Consider the following 17,514-nt stretch of genomic DNA (forward strand, 5'->3'; position numbering starts at 1 on the left):
TCCTCATAGTTAAAGCGTATACATTTTTCTGTGTTCTGACGATGGGCTCCTTTTTCATCCGGTATAGACTCATCATGAGTTTTTAACCAATTTTTTGCACTGGAAATATCCAATGCCAGGAAAGAAGGTGTAACTTCACTAATCTACAACAGCACGAGTTAGCATTAGTTGTAAAATTATGCTCATTTGAAGGAGGAATATGATTTTGACAGTAACGTGTACGTGGAACGCAGGAATGCGCAAATGGTTGGTTACAGGTGGAATCATGCTCGCGATGTTCGTTGTCACGCTCTTGTTCTCGGGGACTGTATTGGCGCACGGTTACATTGACTCTCCCAGCAGCCGAGCTGATCTGTGCGCGAAGAAGGTGAACAAGAACTGTGGATTTATCATTTATGAACCGCAAAGCTTGGAAGCATATAAGGGGTTTCCAGCAGCAGGGCCGGCTGATGGCAAAATCGCCAGTGCGAACGGTGCATTTCCAGAGCTTGATCAACAATCGGCAACGCGCTGGAGCAAGGTGAACATTACCCCAGGAACGACTACGTTCCATTGGACGATTGAAGCGAACCACGCAACAACTAGCTGGAAATATTATATTACGAAGCAGGATTGGAATCCGAATGCGCCGCTTAGTCGCGCCTCCTTCGACTTGACTCCGTTCTGCAACGTGGATTATAAAGGCAAGCAGCCTCCGCATTCTTATTCCGACACGTGCAATGTTCCAAGCCGGACGGGATACCAAGTAATCCTTGCCGTGTGGGAAATTGCTGACACCGCAAACGCGTTCTATAACGTCATTGATGTGGACTTCGGCGGCGGTTCCCCTGTCGATCCGACCCCGCCTACGCCGCCATCGAATCTTGCCGCATCGAACGTTACGGCGTATACCGCCAATTTATCTTGGAATGCTTCTACCGACAACGTAGGCGTAACGGGGTATAACATTTATAAAGATTCCATACTCGTAGGATCGACAAATGGAACCACTTTAACATACGCGCTAACGGGACTAACGCCGAATACAACCTATACGTATACGGTGCGAGCCATCGATGCCGCGGGCAATGAATCCGCTAACAGCAACGCCGTATCCTTCAAGACGTCAGCACCGCAGCCGGATACAGAGCCGCCAACTGCCCCATCTCAATTGACCGCTTCAAATATTACTGCTACGAGCGTGAAGCTGTCTTGGACAGCATCAACGGACAATGTAGCCGTGGCTGGATACCGCGTTTATAACGGATCGACCTTGGTAGCTACCACAAATGGGGTGACGTATACAGTGACTGGGCTTATGGCGAATACCGCTTACACATTCACGGTCATTGCTTATGATGCCGCCGGAAATGTGTCGCCTAGCAGCAATACAGTAAGCGTCACAACAGCGCCTGCCCCAACGGCCACACCGTGGGCAGCCAATACCTCCTATGCGGCTGGTGCGCTTGTAACTTATAACGGTAAAACCTATGCGGCGCTTGTTGCTCATACGTCTCTTGTGGGATGGGAGCCTCCAAATGTTCCCGCTCTCTGGCTGTTGAAATCGTAATTCGCTGTCTGCCTTTGGGTAGAGAGGAGCCCTTGACTCGTCAGGGGCTCCTTATCGTATGACAGATTCCATGCTTCTGGATTTATGAAGTATATATCCTCTGCCTCTAAGATGCTGCAGAATGGTCGGATGACTTGGGTCTGCTTCAATTTTTTCGCGAACTTTCTTGATGTAAATGTAGAGAACACCCTCGGAGGTATCCAACTGATCCGCAAGCTCTTGCGCTGATATTGGTTGTCCATCTTGATGTACCAAATGATAGAGCAGCTTGAATTCCAGCGTCGATAAGACCTGTTCTTCTCCCTGCCTCTGTATGGAGTGGTTCGCGATGTGAAATAGAGTGTGATTATCACCCAGCACAACTGCTCCATCAATCTCTTTCGCATGACTCCCCTTGATCGGCTCCTCCACGGTATCTACACCCAACATTCCAGATATGGATTGCTCCCACATCATAATCTTCTTCAATGTATCCTTCTCATCTGGATTCACGATCATGATAGGCACCTTAGTCTCTGTCATCATGCGGGTGAAGCATGTGTCATCCTCGATCTGATTCGAATCTAATAAGAATATGCTATGGGAGGCTGCCTGGGCAATTGCTTCTCGGAATCGGTGGCAGTCCTCAATATGAGTCAGTTTCATTCTGTCGTCGAATAGATGTCTGACATATGTAAAGAAAAATTGGTTGTTCGTATACACGGATAGCTCCATATCGCTTCCCTCTCTTATTCCCTTGTTCGCATAGAAGCGCCAAGTTCTATTGTATATAGGGAGAGAAGCAATGTAAATTGCGAATCCAATATACAAATACAAGCCCTCCAACATGATTGGCAGGGCTTGTTCCTGTACTCGTTATTATCCGTTATCCTTCGAGAACGACTTTGACTTGATTCCATGTTGATGCAGGAAGCTGGATGCCGCTTGCCGCTGCATTGTCATGAATCTGCTCTACCCGCTTCCCGCCAGGAATAACTGCATCCACGCCTGGCTGCTGCAGCAACCAAGCAAGTGCGAGATTCGGCAGCGTAAGTTGCTGTTCACTTGCGATATCCTTTAATTTCTCAACGCGGGCAAGATGCTGCGCGAACACATCAGGCTGGAACAGTTCTAAGTCCTTCCGCCAATCCCCATCATCCAGTGTCATATCAGGTTTGTATTTCCCACCCAATATTCCGAACGCAAGAGGCCCATAAGGAATAAACGAAATATCGTGGTTAAGACAGTACGGAAGTAGTTCCTGTTCTACTGAACGATCGAGCATATGGTATGGGCTTTGCAGTACATTGATTGCATTCGTTGCATTCGCTTCCTTCACTTGATTAAAAGTCGCATTGGAAATACCAATTGCACGAATCTTCCCCTCCTCCTTCAGACGAGTAAGTTCGCCGATTGATTCACTTAGCGGAATGAGCTCATCGATAAAGTGAATATAATATATATCGATATAATCCGTCTGAAGCCGTTTCATGCTTGCTTCTACAGCACGTCTTAGATAGTGGGGATGATTATTGAAACGAATGCTGCCGTCTTCGAGCTTCTCGATTCCCCCCTTGGTTGCTAGTACAAGATTGTTCCGGCAATCTTGAATAACTTCCCCAATCAATTGCTCCGAACGCCCGAACCCATAGGCATCTGCTGTATCCAGTAACGTAATTCCCTGCTCAATGGCTTCTCGAACCGTTTGTTTCCCAATATCTTCATTTACATTGGTGTAATTGTTATGCCCGCCTACTGCATTTGTTCCGAATCCAATCTCCGATATTTGGATGGAAGTTTTCTTTAATGTCGTGTATTTCATACGAATCTCTCCTTTTCTGAACTACCTCTATTTCACGAATACTGTTAAACCGCTCTAGTTACTTCGTTGACGACTTTATCTTGTCTCCACCCATACAGGGCAACCATAATGGCAATGATCGTAAGCGCTGTAGCCGCAAGAGGCACTGCTGTGAGCCCGAACCCACTATGTATAACCCAAGCACCTAGCGATGATCCGAGTGCAATCCCCAGATTAAAAGCGCTAATGTTCAATGATGATGCCAGATTAGGTGCTCCCTTCGCCTTCTCAATAATGCGCATCTGCAAGGCGGGCACATGACCGAATGAGGCCAGACCCCATAACAGAATTGTCAATACTGCTGCCCACTTCACATGAATCGTGTAATAGAGCAACCCCATGGCAAGAGCAGATAGGGTCAGTCCTCCGATTGCAGTTGGCATAATGCGTCGATTCGCAAGCTTGCCCGCGAAGGTATTTCCTATCGTCAATCCGACTCCGTACAGAAGCAGAATTGGAGTAATCTGATCATCAGAAAACCCAGTGATCTCCGTTAACAGCGGTGCGACATAGGTAAAGGCTGCAAAAATTCCAACAAAGCTCAATATCGTCATTACGAGCGTAAGTTGAACTTGTGTGCTCTTCAATACTTGCAGCTCTTGTCGCAACTGGCTCTTCGCTTGAACAGTTATACGGGGAACCCATAGAGCTACAGCAAGTGTGCCTAGCAATCCAAGCACACCAACTGACCAGAATGACGCGCGCCAGCCCAATTGCTGGCCAACAAATGTTCCTAAGGGAACGCCAACAATGTTCGCGACAGAAACCCCGGTAAAGATCATGGCAACAGCACTTGCTTGCTTATGCGCGGGAACGATCTTAGAGGCAACTACCGCACCTGCCCCAAAGAAGGTTCCATGAGCAAATGCTGCCACAAATCGTGCTACCAGCAGAAATGCATAAGTAGGTGCTACAGCACAGAGCACGTTCCCTATCACAAAGAGCAGCATCAGTCCGAGCAGTAGCTGTTTGCGCTCGATCCTCCCTGTAATCGCGGTTAAGAGTGGTGCTCCAATGGCCACACCAATGGCATAGCCAGTTACGAGTAATCCGGCAGCGCTAATGGATACATGCAAATCTCTTGATATCTCTGGCAGTATACCCATCGTAATAAATTCAGTAGTGCCGATCGCAAACGTGCACAGCATAAGCGCCAGCAGGGACATTGTTGAGTTCCTATCCTGATGAATGTGAATAATGAATCCCTCCATTTTAGATCGGGTTGTTTCTAGCCGATAAGCAGCTATTTGAGCAGTTCGTTCTGGCACCTATAACGTTATCAATCTCTGCAACATCTGTCCTGATTCAGACGTTAAGCTTCGCCTTAATTTTTGTTAAGATATAGGATAGATATAGAAGTGGATATCAGAGTGATATAGATATCATTCATCGTTTACAATCAGAATGATAATGGAGGGTTGCTTGTTGGAAGCCAAAGAAATTATACGAAATATCGAGGCGTTCAGAAATTCCAAGGCGCTATGGAAAGAGTTCGAATATGAGGATTCTGACGCAAACTATTGGAAACGATATGCGGCAGCGATTGCACTTCAGTATGATTGGAGAGAGGAAGATTATGATTTTATTCGATATTTGATGGAGAATGAAGTGGAGAGTCGTATCCATGATTCGTTCCAAGGATACGGGGATTCCCTGCTGCTCCTCTCTTATTTACTGGCCAAATTCCGCAAGCTTGAAAATGTATGGATATTTGAGAAAGCCAAATCCGCAAACTTCGATACGTATTGCGGTTATTTTGACGAATTTATATTCTCAGTTGGAGTGGAACAAACGTGTACATACATAGAGGAAGTTGGTCTTACGGAATCGAACAGCTATCTTTACGAACGCAAGGATAAGTTGAGAACCCTCTATACAGAGCAAGATATCGAATCATTTATGCAAAGAATGGCCCTATGGTTCCCAGACAGCATCGATAAAGAATCTACAGATAGTTTGTTGTCTCGGGCAATCGATTTTAAGGATGATGAAGAGGCAGCACGACTGTTTGCCATTCTTGAACAGGACGCTGAAGCTAGCACCACAACCATATATTATCGTGCCAAAGAAATCGGAAATTATGAGAAGGCCATCTATTATAAACAAAAGGAACTAGATTCTATTAATGACCCAAGAGATATGGCTTCTGCACTCCTTGATATTACTGAACTGCGCGTGATGAATAACGATTATGCTGAGGCTTATGAGACCGCGCAGCTATGGGAACAACTTTTATCTCAATTTGATAGTTGGCAGGAAACCGGACTGGGTAGATCAATGTGTGAAGCCTGGTTCGATATCTGTCTTGGCTTGAGCAAAGAACAGAAAATGACGACTGCACTCCTCTGCTATGAAAATGGAAAGTGGATGATCAGCCGCACGAACGCTTGTTACTTAAACCTATTAAAAAAGGCATACGCATGCAGTGAAGTGCTCCAAAAAAAGAAAGACATGCGTTTCTATAAAATGAAATTAGTAAAGGAGAAAAAGAAAATAAACCGAATAAAAAGAAGATGATACACCTATTTTTTCTATTCCATCTTATCGAAATGAGGTAATTTACGAATGGATATTTCATATTGGAAAGGCAAGCGTATTCGGCTTCGCACACCTGTTGCAGAGGATATCGTCATATTCGACAGTTTGGATGACAGCATACTGCAAAATTTAGACTCCATCGCATTTCCGCGGACGCAAGCTCAAATGGAAGAATGGATCGAGCAAATCTCGCAGGGAGCTTCGGAAAATAGCCATGATTTCTACTGGATCGCCGAGGATGCCAATAAGGGAGACGTCGTCGGTACCATTGAGATTGATGGCACTGACCCCAAAAACGGGACCTTCGATTACGCAATATCTGTATTCCCTGCTTATCGGGGCAAGGGCTACGCCAGTGATATGATCCTAACCATTTTGAAGCATTATTTCTTCGAGCTGAGATATCAAAAAGCAACCGTTTGCATTTATTCCTTCAACGAAGCTTCTATGAACCTGCATCGCAAGCTTGGTTTCATCCAGGAAGGCAGACTGCGTAGCATGATTTACACCAATGGGAAGTACCACGACGAGGTGTATTTCGGTATGACCAAAGAGGAATTTGAGGCATTATACATGAGGTAATGATATGACATTTCCCTGTATCTATACGTAACTGACAAAGGAGCTGTCGGACGGTAGTTTGCTACCTTCCTAACAGCTCCTTTGTCATGCTCTTTTCCCCTTAATGATCTTCTTACATTTCATCGCATTTGCGGTGTATGCTCCACTCAGATGCATCATCTCCGGATTGTACATTGACGATAATGTCTCCGCGTAAATCCGGTTTTCCTAGCCTCCCCTTTTCTTCCAACTACTTCTCGATCAAATATCAAGAACAAAAAAACGGGCTTCAAAAAAGATTGACTCCTGATGAGATCCAATATAAACTGAAGCAGTAATTTAGTAATTTAGTAATTTAGTAAATTAGTAATTTAGTAAATACAAAATTGAAAAGAGGGAGAAAATGAAAATACCTACTACGTTAAAACACAAGCCTGTTGTCGTGTCGAATAATTATGAGCAAGTTGATGGCCCCTTCGCCAGAAGCACTGATGTGAAAGGTCTTTCCCTGGGATTGGTTCAGCGGAATGACAATGGCAAGGTCGAACTTTCTGCCAAGGTATGGAGACATACGGGAGAGAAATGGTCGCAGAATTCGGAGGAACTTCCCCTCCATCGTGTGCTTGATTTGTCCATTTTGATTTGCCGCTCTGTAGCTCATTTTCACGAAGCATACCGGTATGAGCATTTATTTGACCCGCAGCAACCCGTCATCGATCGGATTGGTCTGCAAGGAGATGCCATGACCGTGGCAATTGATACGGAAAATGAGCGGATCAATGACGACATTAAGCTGTTCAGTCAAACGCTGAGCGACAACGATGAGATGATCAGCGAACGCCTTCGCAATTTGTCCAAAATGCTAAAGGATATGGGGTATTGACGATGTTATCCAATCGATATGTTCGAACCGTTATCCTCTCCCGGGTACTGCTGCAACTCGGAATTTGGATCCGGAATTATGCCGTTCTGTTGTATGTTACCGAATTAACGAACAATAATCCGATTTATGTATCGCTGATTTCAGTCGCGGAATTTGCTCCGATTTTCCTATTCGGACTCATTGGCGGAACCTTTGCCGACCGATGGAAGCCGAAGCGAACGATGGTATGGAGTGATCTGCTGTCTGCCTTGTCCGTTGTAGCTGTGTTGATTGCCGTTTTGAATAACGGATGGATTGCCCTCCTGATCGGATCATTTATTTCGGCCAGTCTGTCCCAGTTTTCTCAGCCTTCAGCCATGAAACTATTCAAGCGGCATGTGCCAGGTGAACAACTGCAAGGCGTGATGGCGATGTTTCAAACGCTTGTTGCCATCTTCACGGTATTGGGACCTATCATCGGCACGTTTCTATTTATTCAATTTGGAATTAACGTATCTCTAATTTTGACGGGTGTTTTCTTCCTGGGAGCTTCGCTCATATTGTCCACACTCCCACGCGATGTGGAAGAATCGAAAACGACTGATGCTGGCAGCTTCTTCAAGGAGCTGACGGCCGGGCTGCGTTATATTGGGGCGAATCAATCGTTACGCACACTTTGCATGACCTTCGCAGCTGTCGGATTAGCATCGGGTCTGACTCAACCGCTTCAAATCTTCCTTGTCATCGAGAAATTGGGATTAAACAAACAAGATTTACAGTGGTTTGTAATGGCCAACGGGGCAGCCATGTTCGTAGGTGGAATTGCCATTATGGGAATCGCCAAAAAGATTAAGCCGCAGTTGCTGCTCACGATCGGCTTGCTTGTCGCCGCCGTCTGTACGATGGGTATTGGTGCGTCTAGTCTGATTTGGCTGACTGTTGTTCTCTTAGTAATTAGCGGCTTGTTTTACCCATGTATTCATGGCGGCATCCAGACGCTTATTGTTCGCAATACGGAAAGTTCGTTTATGGGTCGAGTATCCGGTGTGATCACTCCAGTTTTTATGGGCATGATGGTCATGGGCATGTTTTTATCCGGTTATTTGAAGGAAATGTTTTCACTTCTCACTGTATATCTGTTGAGCGGTGTTTTGATTATTGTGGGAACCCTTTTGCTCTCCCCACTCCTGATTGAAAAAAAACAACCGATAAACGAAGATCTGCATCATGATAGATAGGAGAATCATGAAATGAATGTACATGAAACTTATGTCTTGTCCCCTGCAAGACAACTGACGGATGAAGAGAACAGGCTGGTTTGGAAGAAGCCTTCCTCTCATCAGATCAGCGAAGAAGAACAGCGTATTTGTAAAGAAGTAAAGCGCAATTGGGATCGCGGGGAAATGAAAATTGCTAATATTCTGTTAGAAGGCGATGCCGGTTCCGGTAAAACACAACTAGCCAAAGCATTGTCTGCGAATTTCGGATTGCCGTATACGAAAGTAACCTGCTTTGCGGATATGGATAAATCCGATATTATCGGCGCGATATTGCCCGTCATTCCTTCTGAGCAATTAGAGAAGCTGGAGCCTGCGGAGCAACGCATATGGCAAGCAATCTATGACAGCGATAGTTTGCATCACATTACTGAAGTGCTAATGGATGCGCTACAGATTACACAGGAACAGGCCGCCTTACAAATGAAGCAGATGCTAAAGCGTGCAGCGGAATACACCGACGGCGAAGCGGTTGAGTACCGATTTTACCCATCTGAAATCGTTAGAGCGTATCAAAAAGGATATCTTCTGGAAGTTCAAGAACCAAACGTGATTCGTGATGCTGCAGTATTGATGGCGTTAAATTCTGCTCTGGAGTTGGACGGAAGCATAAACCTCCCTACCGAGATCATACACAGGCACCCAGACTTTATCGCAGTCATTACAACAAATCGCAGCTATGCGGGGGCCAGACCGTTAAACGAAGCTCTGCGTGACAGAGTTCAACACTCGGAAAAGATGGATCTGCCCGGCAAAGAGGTCATGATGGAACGCGCGATATCCAAAACAGGGTATCAGGATGAAAAGGTGCTGAGCGTGTTAGCAGATGTTATTATCATTTTGGATCGAACAGCTCGGGCAAATGCCATCAAAGGCGTGGCTGGAATGCGTTCCTTTTTCTACTGGACAGATGCAGTTGCTGGAGGAGCCTCCGTCAAAGAGTCCCTATATCATAAGGTCATCTATAAAATAACAACCGATGACGAAGAAATTAAGATTCTGGAAGAGGCACTTGAGAAGAATGGTTTGCTTGCTAGCTTAGAGGACGTTGCGAATCAGGTAAAAAAAAACAGAAAATCGGTGATACAATAGAAATTAAGACATGGGGAGATATCGATTCGGATCTTGATTATGATGCTGACAGCCTTACCGAGGAAAAAGGCATAGCACTTAGAAAATCTGCGGACAGTGAGGATCGTTCATCACTAACATCTGTGGATTCTCACGGCGATATGAAAAGTACAGATACGGGTGAAGACGGCTCCCCCCAATATCATCAGGCCAATCCAGCGCCAATGACTGAGGATGAAAAACAAAAAGAGCGCGATTTTCGCAAAAAACTGAATCGTGCCGCAAGGGAAATGGTGTCGAATACGATTCATGAAAAGGTGAAGCTTATCGTTCACCGACCAGACTATACGCTAGAAGATCAGCACGATTACGATCGTCTCAGCAAAGGACTCATGTCAATCGTGAGGGAAATTGCCAGAAAGACACTTCCGTTGCTGGAACATGAGGTGTCTTCCGAATATACAAGGAATCGTTACTATGGAAGCAAGTTTCAGGCGGATAGTGTGGCTTACAGGGATTATCGGTATTTTGCCAAAAAACGCCCTCCATCTGAGTCCCCTTCCCTAGTGGTTGGCCTCAGGATTGACGAATCCGCATCGATGTCTGCATTTGGCAGATTGGAGGCAGCAAAGCAAGCGGTTATTGCAGTCTATGAATTTTGTCAGATTTGCCAGATTCCCATACTCATCTACGGCGACACGGCTGATGTTTCCAGGATGGAGCAAATGTCGATCTTTGCTTACACCGACTTTGAGAAGCCAGATCCAAGCGACCGATTCAGACTCATGAACATTCAGGCCAGAAGTAATAATCGTGATGGAATGGCGCTGCGGATGTTGGCGGAACGGTTAGCCGTGTCACCACAACAAACCAAGCTGCTCATTAGCATTAGTGATGGACAGCCCAAAGCAATGGACGATTACACAGGAGATTATGCAGTGAATGACATGCAGCAAACGATAGAGGAATATGAGCGAAAAGGTGTTCGATTCCTTGCAGCTGCAATCGGTCAAGACAAGGATATCATTCATGCCATCTACGGGAATGACCGTTTTTTGGATATTACAAATTTGTATGAGCTGCCTGCAAAGTTAGTTCGAATTATCGCTAGGTATATATAATTCACATCACTCTTTATCCTTGAAAAGGAGAACAAACAACATGGATATGAACAAGCGCAAGGAGCTTATTGAAGCTTACAAGCAGATCAAGACTTACATGGGGGTTATCCAGATCAAGAACAACACAAACGGTAAAATCTTTATTGACAGCTACCCCAATTTGAAAAATAAATGGTTCACGCTGCAAATGCAGCTGGACATGGGCAGATTTGCAAATGCTCAGCTCCAGAAGGATTGGAAGGAATTCGGTTCTAGTGCCTTCACCTATGAGATTCTTGAGCAGAAGGAAACCGATAAGGTGACCGACATCCGCTGGGAAGTGAAGCAAATCATAAAGCCCTGGCTTGAAAAGTTGCAGCCCTATGGAGACAAAGGATATAACAAGCGACCTAAGGAATAAGTTGTTGGTGTTCATTGCAAGAATTTGGCGGGGAGGCTTCCCCGCCCTTTCTTATATGTCCCAGATTACCCGGCAGATTGACTATCGTTGAAATCCAAGATAAGATGAAACAGTCATTTAGTAAATTAGTAAATGAAAAGAGGGTCAGAACATGAAAATACCTACTACGTTAAAACATAAACCTGTTGTCGTGTCAGAAAATTATGAGCAGATTGATGGCCGACTCGCTCCCAATACAGATGCCAAAGGCCTCTCGTTAGGTTTGGCCCAATGGAATGATAGAGGAAAGATTGATATTTCTGCTAAGGTGTGGAGATACACAGGAGAAAAATGGTCCAGACAGTCAGAAGAGCTCCCTCTTCATCGTGTACTTGATTTGTCCATTCTGATTTGCCGTTCATTGGAGCATTTTCGTGAAGCTTACCGATATGAGCATCTTTATGATCCCGAGCAGCCTATCATCGACCGAGTTGGCCTGCAAGGAGATGCCATGACTGTGGCGGTATGTACGGACAATGAACGAATTAATGAGGATATTAAGCTGTTCAGCCAAGCATTAAGCAATGATGATGAGATGATAGGCGAGCGTCTGCGTACGTTATCTAAAATTTTGAAAGATATGGGATATTAAGTGCTGATTACAGAGTCTACGTCAGATCTTTAATTATTGGGGTGCCTATACGGCACCCTTTCTTTTATAACGGAAAATACCGGAGTGGTGTGGGCAATTCAGGTGTTTGGCTAAATAATGTCTATTTAATTCGCCGTATAGTATCCTGTCCCTGTATTAGCACCATCACCTACCACATAGATCGTGCCTGTGTCCGTTGTGCGATAATTGCTGGTTGAGGCTGAATGATGAACCGGATCGCCAATAAACAACGAGCCGTAATTCACTGCGTCTGGATAAAGGTTCAGCACATTATTTCCAGCGGAATACCAACTATCACTCCACTGGAACGGAAACCCGTACATAGCCGCGGCCCACCAAGCCATTTTAAATTTATCGGTCGTATTATCTGTTGGCTGGGCGCTGCTCGGGGCATTCGTAGAGATGACAGCCGTTTCAATGCCTTTATTGCGTTTGTAGGTGAGGCATTTGTCAGCCTTTACAGCCCAGTCAGAAATCGATTGATACGTATTGCTGTATATAAGCCAGCTCTCGGCAAGATACCAGTCACCAGCACCGACACGCGACGGCTGATACACTCCTTTTTCGTTAAGATCTCCTCCAATATGATCCGGATTCCAAGCGTTCATAAACACCTTGAGACCCTTTCCGTGTGCATAATCAGTGATATCATTCTGGATTGTTCTGGTTACGCCAATATAATCAAATCCTGCGCAATCAAGGAACACACCATATACGTTCATATCACTCCATTTGTTGACTTTTTGCTTAATTGCTGTTGTATCAGGGTTCGGAGTACATCCTAAATTCACGTATCCAAACACTTTCTTGCCGCCGAGTGCATTTAGATTGTTTATAACCGCAACTGTGTTAGCATGATCTCCATGTGTTGTTTCTTCAAGACCTGCCCCAAACACGATGATATCAAACTGAGCAAAGGTGTTCGTTGCAGTTGTTACATTTCCACCCGCACCATTTACGACAGAAGGCCAGCCATAATAGATTGCCAATCGCTGTTGCGGTGAAATGACCTCAGAAGCGCCAGCAGACGAAATAAAGCTGGTTAGCCCTATTAGGAAAGCTAGCAACGCCAACCATTTTTTATTCTTCATGCCATCATACCTTCCTTCACATGTTATTGATGATAAAGTCTTTATGCATTCGTAAATCGTCCAAGCCTTTTATTAAGCTGATTCTCCTCTCCCTCTCTTTACATCGCTTACACATGCTGGATGCAAAAAGGACCGCTATACTTATATTAGCGATCCTCGATCTTCATGAATATATTTTTATTTTGATTTCTCCGAACATTTGTCATTATAAATACTCCTTTACGACACTCACCCAGTATTTCAAGAAGTCAACGATTCCATTGAGAAAAATGACAGTTTAACAAGGGAACCTGGAAATGTTTATAGAATAAGTATCTACAATGAAAGAAAGAAGTAAGTTTCCTTAGTTAAGAAAAGGACAGGGAATTACTAAAGGGAGAAAAAATAAATCACTTCACCTTTAAAATAATTTTACCTGTATTTTGGTTTCTCTCCATGCGCACATGAGCTTCGCTCACCTTTTCCAATGGATAGGAGGTATCGATGATTGGTTTTATGCTCCCGCGTTCGAAGTGTTTCATAATATTCATGACGAAATCCTGTGTCAGCTTCGCCTTGTACTCATCACTTCTAGGCGTCAGCAAGGTTCCTGTGACTTGTACGCATTTTGCCATTAAGGCAAATAAGTTCACCTGCGGTACCTTGACCCCGCCGAGCACACCAATGAGCACCCACCGGCCTTCCTTCTTGATGCTGGCAAGGTTCTTCTCCCAATAATCCGCCCCTACAAAATCCAGAATTACATCTGCCCCTTGCCCATTCGTAGCACGAAGCACCTCTTCGTCAAAGGATTGCTCCTTATAATTGATGAGTACATCTGCACCCAATTCTCGACAGAAGTCCAGCTTCTTCGCAGAACCTGCAGTTACAATTACGGTTGCCTTGCTGATCTGTTTCGCAAGTTGAATCGCAGCTGTGCCTACTCCGCTGGCGCCTGCATGAATAAGCACCGTCTCGCCTTGTTGTAGCTTGCCAATCCAGTATAACGTCTGGTACGCAGTTAAGAATACTTCTGGAATTGCCGCCGCATCAGCAAATGAGAATGAATCGGGAATCGGGATCACCCGGTCAATTGGCATGACCGCATATTCGGCATATCCTCCCCCATTAACAAGCCCCATTACTCGATCACCAACCGTATAGGTGCTCTCTCCATTGACTTCGATGACCGTTCCGGCAACTTCTACCCCTAGAATAGGGTTCGTAGCATATCCGGCCTTGCCTTCGCGCATGACAATATCTGTTCGATTCACTGCTGCAGCATGCACTTCGATTAGCAGTTCTCCAGCTTGCGGCTGTGGGCTCGGTAAATCTGTTATCTCCAGCTGCTCTGGTCCACCTGGTTTGTTCACGATTACACCCTTCATTGAGAGCCTCCTTGTTTATGTATCTCTCTCTCCACTTTGTTTGATAGTTATGAAACTATCATATTTAAGGCAACCCTTAAAGTCAAGATTACGGTATCGGAGTTCGTTTCTAGGGTAATTTCATGACGTCCCGTCACTTTTTTCTACTAACCATTGATTTAGAAGCTTGAGCTGTTTTTGACGGGCATCATCTATAGTCCGATAAGATTTATTACTTGAGTCTGCATACCCATGAAGTAAAATCTCGCCTCCTTCGGACATGATATAGGACACCATATCACCCTTTTCTCCATAGAAAGATAGCAGATAGGCTGGGTATTCGGGGAAATTGGATGCCGAGAAGTCATTTCGAACCAGAATATCTTGAAGCGTACTCATAACCAGCTCAATTTGTTTGTTATCGGTGATGTGAGCGTAATTGTTGCCTTCATTGTCTCCTGACATAAACTTCTTCAGAAAAATTGATTCGATCTTGGCTTCATTTACATAATCCATGACTAAATCATGTAGTGAATACGTAATTCGTGTCTGATACACATGATTACCTAGTACGCCCGAAATCAACAACAGGGCAACAATCATAATTGGCATTTTGTATCGTGACATTCCAACCGCCCCCACTATCGTTCTAGTTTTCGTATCTACGTAAATACTACCAGATTATAGAATTCAATAGAGCTACTCTTTTTTGAAACAAGTTATAAATGTAAATGAAGTTATTGATCAGATGACGGGATCGCAGATATTTCCCACATGGTAACTGAGGAATGACAGTATGAATAGGTGCAATTGTGTGAACACTGATTCAGAAGCATTGATCCTATTAGCTAATTTGAGGTGTGAATACTTGAATAACCATTTCTCAATCCGTTTTCTATATCTATATGTATTCATCACGGGCGCTTCCGTCATGGCGATCGAAATTGCAGCTTCCCGCTTCCTGGCGCCATACTTTGGTACTTCGATGATTGTGTGGGCGAACATTATTGGACTTATCCTTCTATCACTCTCTCTCGGATATTGGGTTGGTGGCAAATGGGCCGATCGTTGGCCGAGCGGCAAGTTGTTAATGATGCTGTCACTACTGTCCGGTGTCCTTGTGTCCTTATTGCCCTTATGGGGTAGCTTCATATTTCAGTTTCTTACCAATGGCATAATGAATACACCCGTCTGGATTATTTTCTGTTCGTTCTTCGCCGTTTTAATCGTATTTGCTCCCCCTGTATTTTTACTGGCGATGGTGAGTCCGTTTGCAATTCGGTTAGTATCCGATCAATCGAAGGACATTGGCCGTGTAGCTGGCAATCTGTATGCGTGCTCCACATTAGGGAGTTTATTGGGCACATTCGGCACTGCTATGATTACGATCCCATTGTTGGGAGCGAGAGAGTCAATTTATATTTGGTCTGCTGCTCTGATTGTAATTAGCGGTTGGGGACTGCGACATACGAAGCAGCGTTGGTTGGTTTTGCTTCTACTTGTTCCTGTGCTTTCCTATTTCTTCATCAATGACAACGTGTCTACTTCCGCAAATGAGAAAGTACTCTGGTCCAAGGATACGTTCTACCAATATGTCAGAGTCGTCGAGGCTTCTAATGGAGATATTTCTTTAGTATACAACGAGGGCGGTGGTGTTCAATCGATCCGGAGGGCTAAGCCAGGATTGCATACTGGCGACTACTACAATGATTATTTAGTGCTTCCCTATTTGACCAACTCGCCGGATCAACTGCTCGTATTGGGTTCCGCTGGTGGTACGATTCCTCGGTTGTTGGCTGAGTATGTGAAGCCACAATTTCCAAATATGAATGTTACTGGTATAGAACTGGATCCCGAGGTTATTGCGCTTGGTTATCAATTTATGGGGCTGAAGCCTGAAGATGCTCAGATTGTGAATCAGGATGCGCGTGTATTTATTAGTAATACGAATCAAAAATACGATATCATAGTTGTCGACTGCTACTCGCAGCAAATCTATATTCCTGCTCATTTATCGACTGTGCAGTTTTTTGATACCCTTCGATTGCATCTGAATCCAGATGGGCTCACTGCTTTAAATGTGAACGTGACAACACCCGATTCGCCACTTCTCTTAGCGATGGCGAAGACAGTGAAGCAGGTTTTTCCCAACACATACATCGTGAAGTCGTCCGGACAATACAACTACATGATTGTTGGATCCATACGCCCGCTGCAAATAGATAATTTCAATCGAATACATCTGAATAGTCCCATTCACCCGTATCTCGAACAATGGCAGAAAGGGCTAAAGGAAGTGAATGATGAGCTGCTTGCCAACGCACAAGTATTGACTGACAACCATGCTCCAACTGAAATGCTAACGGATTCGATGATTTTTGGGTCAATTCCGGATCGCCCTTAATCCTTATAACGAATAAAGCCACAATACTGAACAACGAATGTTCATGTACAGTGGCTTATATTTATTTCATCAGCGTATTTACAACAGGATTCAAATGACTTGTATACGGAGATCAGCTTTCTCGTCTGTTCATTTCTCGTTACTTTCATAACGAAGTATTCGTAGCTCTAAGAAGTTGTGGTAAAGAAAACTGTATATACAGCGCTTTGAGTAATATTGGGAGCAGCATAGAGTGAGATTGCATTATTCCTTACGACTGCATTTCCAGGGATGACACTCGTCCATGAGATTGTTGCCGGTGCCGTTGATACTGTGGGATTATATACGTAAACTGGCTGTGCACCAATGTCTGCTGGTCTGATCGAAAACACGATTGTCCCGGTTATGACAGCTGTGGTTACAATCGTTATTGTCGATACAATGGAGCTCGGAGCTGGTGAGGAAGCATTGTTATCAACGTTAACACATACTTGAAATAAATAGGTGCCTGCTTCTAAATTATTCACATTGATGGAGCCGGAAAAACCAGATACATTACCTGGACCGAGCACAACATAAGGTATCTCATTAGATGCAGCGCCTGGAGAACCAGAGATTCGTTGAAACCCTGAGTTCGCCCCGCTAAATAGTATAGCTTTCGTTGAAACTGTGGATGATGGCCCCGTCGCGCCAGTTGCTCCGGTTGCTCCTGTTGTACCGGTGGTTCCTGTAATACCAGTAGCCCCAGTTCTTCCTGTTGCTCCTGTCGTTCCGGTGATGCCTGTTACCCCGGTCGTTCCTGTCGCACCAGTCGAACCAGTTG

Annotated in this window: 16 protein-coding genes and 1 pseudogene; 10 read left to right on the forward strand and 7 right to left on the reverse strand. The window is 44.7% G+C overall.

What is annotated here, in order from left to right:
- The first annotated feature begins 199 nt into the window (after nucleotides 1-199).
- The gene (locus tag BBG47_RS05910; RefSeq protein ID WP_254659754.1) at nucleotides 200-1,549 is read left to right on the forward strand and encodes a lytic polysaccharide monooxygenase; all 1,350 of its coding nucleotides are present in this window, start codon (nucleotides 200-202) and stop codon (nucleotides 1,547-1,549) included.
- A 51-nt stretch (nucleotides 1,550-1,600) separates the two neighbouring features.
- On the opposite strand, the gene BBG47_RS05915 is transcribed toward BBG47_RS05910, so the two are convergent.
- From BBG47_RS05915 to BBG47_RS05925, 3 genes are read right to left on the reverse strand one after another with little or no spacing between them, the layout of a single operon-like run.
- Nucleotides 1,601-2,359, reverse strand: a complete 759-nt coding sequence (locus BBG47_RS05915; RefSeq protein ID WP_065290931.1) for a DNA-binding response regulator — start codon at nucleotides 2,357-2,359, stop codon at nucleotides 1,601-1,603.
- Nucleotides 2,360-2,414: 55 nt separating this feature from the next.
- The gene (locus tag BBG47_RS05920; protein ID WP_065290932.1) at nucleotides 2,415-3,350 is read right to left on the reverse strand and encodes an aldo/keto reductase; all 936 of its coding nucleotides are present in this window, start codon (nucleotides 3,348-3,350) and stop codon (nucleotides 2,415-2,417) included.
- Nucleotides 3,351-3,394: 44 nt separating this feature from the next.
- Nucleotides 3,395-4,555, reverse strand: a complete 1,161-nt coding sequence (locus BBG47_RS05925) for an MFS transporter (RefSeq protein WP_065290933.1) — start codon at nucleotides 4,553-4,555, stop codon at nucleotides 3,395-3,397.
- Between the two features lie 259 nt (nucleotides 4,556-4,814).
- On the opposite strand from BBG47_RS05925, the gene BBG47_RS05930 reads away from it, so the two are divergent.
- The 8 genes from BBG47_RS05930 (at nucleotide 4,815) to BBG47_RS05965 (ending at nucleotide 11,850) form a co-directional block, all read left to right on the forward strand.
- Entirely contained in the window at nucleotides 4,815-5,906 is a 1,092-nt protein-coding gene (locus tag BBG47_RS05930) for a hypothetical protein (protein WP_065290934.1), read from the forward strand.
- Nucleotides 5,907-5,954: 48 nt separating this feature from the next.
- Nucleotides 5,955-6,509 carry a GNAT family N-acetyltransferase gene (locus tag BBG47_RS05935; RefSeq protein WP_065290935.1) on the forward strand — a complete coding sequence of 185 codons (555 nt, stop codon included), beginning with the start codon at nucleotides 5,955-5,957 and terminating at the stop codon, nucleotides 6,507-6,509.
- Between the two features lie 382 nt (nucleotides 6,510-6,891).
- Nucleotides 6,892-7,371, forward strand: a complete 480-nt coding sequence (locus BBG47_RS05940) for a DUF6530 family protein (RefSeq protein WP_065290936.1) — start codon at nucleotides 6,892-6,894, stop codon at nucleotides 7,369-7,371.
- A 2-nt stretch (nucleotides 7,372-7,373) separates the two neighbouring features.
- Complete coding sequence (locus BBG47_RS05945) at nucleotides 7,374-8,588, forward strand: MFS transporter (RefSeq protein ID WP_065290937.1); 1,215 nt, start codon at nucleotides 7,374-7,376, stop codon at nucleotides 8,586-8,588.
- A gap of 12 nt (nucleotides 8,589-8,600) precedes the next feature.
- On the forward strand, nucleotides 8,601-9,719 hold the full coding sequence (locus BBG47_RS05950) for an AAA family ATPase (RefSeq protein WP_065290938.1): 1,119 nt from the start codon (nucleotides 8,601-8,603) through the stop codon (nucleotides 9,717-9,719).
- Between the two features lie 140 nt (nucleotides 9,720-9,859).
- Nucleotides 9,860-10,819, forward strand: coding sequence for a vWA domain-containing protein (locus BBG47_RS05955; protein WP_251490180.1), 960 nt, complete (start codon nucleotides 9,860-9,862; stop codon nucleotides 10,817-10,819).
- 40 nt (nucleotides 10,820-10,859) lie between these two features.
- The gene (locus tag BBG47_RS05960) at nucleotides 10,860-11,219 is read left to right on the forward strand and encodes a GIY-YIG nuclease family protein (RefSeq protein WP_065290940.1); all 360 of its coding nucleotides are present in this window, start codon (nucleotides 10,860-10,862) and stop codon (nucleotides 11,217-11,219) included.
- Between the two features lie 151 nt (nucleotides 11,220-11,370).
- Nucleotides 11,371-11,850: a DUF6530 family protein gene (locus tag BBG47_RS05965; protein ID WP_005549197.1), complete on the forward strand. Its 480-nt coding sequence runs from the start codon at nucleotides 11,371-11,373 to the stop codon at nucleotides 11,848-11,850.
- Nucleotides 11,851-11,975: 125 nt separating this feature from the next.
- Here the strand turns inward: BBG47_RS05965 and BBG47_RS05970 are convergent, their stop codons facing one another.
- The 3 genes from BBG47_RS05970 to BBG47_RS05980 all read right to left on the reverse strand — a co-directional run bounded on the left by BBG47_RS05970 (nucleotide 11,976) and on the right by BBG47_RS05980 (nucleotide 14,935).
- Nucleotides 11,976-12,962: a hypothetical protein gene (locus BBG47_RS05970; RefSeq protein ID WP_065290941.1), complete on the reverse strand. Its 987-nt coding sequence runs from the start codon at nucleotides 12,960-12,962 to the stop codon at nucleotides 11,976-11,978.
- A gap of 389 nt (nucleotides 12,963-13,351) precedes the next feature.
- The gene (locus BBG47_RS05975) at nucleotides 13,352-14,329 is read right to left on the reverse strand and encodes an NAD(P)H-quinone oxidoreductase (protein WP_065290942.1); all 978 of its coding nucleotides are present in this window, start codon (nucleotides 14,327-14,329) and stop codon (nucleotides 13,352-13,354) included.
- A gap of 120 nt (nucleotides 14,330-14,449) precedes the next feature.
- The gene (locus BBG47_RS05980; RefSeq protein WP_065290943.1) at nucleotides 14,450-14,935 is read right to left on the reverse strand and encodes a hypothetical protein; all 486 of its coding nucleotides are present in this window, start codon (nucleotides 14,933-14,935) and stop codon (nucleotides 14,450-14,452) included.
- Between the two features lie 241 nt (nucleotides 14,936-15,176).
- Between BBG47_RS05980 and BBG47_RS05985 the strand changes: the two genes are divergently transcribed.
- Nucleotides 15,177-16,712, forward strand: coding sequence for a fused MFS/spermidine synthase (locus tag BBG47_RS05985; RefSeq protein WP_065290944.1), 1,536 nt, complete (start codon nucleotides 15,177-15,179; stop codon nucleotides 16,710-16,712).
- Between the two features lie 167 nt (nucleotides 16,713-16,879).
- Here BBG47_RS05985 and BBG47_RS05990 read toward each other — a convergent pair.
- Nucleotides 16,880-17,514, reverse strand: a pseudogene (locus BBG47_RS05990) (hypothetical protein); the annotation flags it as partial.

Source organism: Paenibacillus sp. KS1, from assembly GCF_001680695.1.
Classification (GTDB): Bacteria; Bacillota; Bacilli; order Paenibacillales; family Paenibacillaceae; genus Paenibacillus_B; species Paenibacillus_B suaedae.

Excerpts from the sequence above, each read along its gene's own strand:
- BBG47_RS05920 (WP_065290932.1), bottom strand. The coding sequence starts at position 3,350 with ATGAAATACACGACATTAAAGAAAACTTCCATCCAAATATCGGAGATT.
- BBG47_RS05955 (WP_251490180.1), top strand. The coding sequence starts at position 9,860 with ATGAAAAGTACAGATACGGGTGAAGACGGCTCCCCCCAATATCATCAG.
- BBG47_RS05940 (WP_065290936.1), top strand. The coding sequence starts at position 6,892 with ATGAAAATACCTACTACGTTAAAACACAAGCCTGTTGTCGTGTCGAAT.
- BBG47_RS05950 (WP_065290938.1), top strand. The coding sequence starts at position 8,601 with ATGAATGTACATGAAACTTATGTCTTGTCCCCTGCAAGACAACTGACG.
- BBG47_RS05945 (WP_065290937.1), top strand. The coding sequence starts at position 7,374 with ATGTTATCCAATCGATATGTTCGAACCGTTATCCTCTCCCGGGTACTG.
- BBG47_RS05960 (WP_065290940.1), top strand. The coding sequence starts at position 10,860 with ATGGATATGAACAAGCGCAAGGAGCTTATTGAAGCTTACAAGCAGATC.
- BBG47_RS05970 (WP_065290941.1), bottom strand. The coding sequence starts at position 12,962 with ATGAAGAATAAAAAATGGTTGGCGTTGCTAGCTTTCCTAATAGGGCTA.
- BBG47_RS05965 (WP_005549197.1), top strand. The coding sequence starts at position 11,371 with ATGAAAATACCTACTACGTTAAAACATAAACCTGTTGTCGTGTCAGAA.
- BBG47_RS05975 (WP_065290942.1), bottom strand. The coding sequence starts at position 14,329 with ATGAAGGGTGTAATCGTGAACAAACCAGGTGGACCAGAGCAGCTGGAG.
- BBG47_RS05910 (WP_254659754.1), top strand. The coding sequence starts at position 200 with ATGATTTTGACAGTAACGTGTACGTGGAACGCAGGAATGCGCAAATGG.
- BBG47_RS05925 (WP_065290933.1), bottom strand. The coding sequence starts at position 4,555 with ATGTCCCTGCTGGCGCTTATGCTGTGCACGTTTGCGATCGGCACTACT.
- BBG47_RS05935 (WP_065290935.1), top strand. The coding sequence starts at position 5,955 with ATGGATATTTCATATTGGAAAGGCAAGCGTATTCGGCTTCGCACACCT.
- BBG47_RS05980 (WP_065290943.1), bottom strand. The coding sequence starts at position 14,935 with ATGTCACGATACAAAATGCCAATTATGATTGTTGCCCTGTTGTTGATT.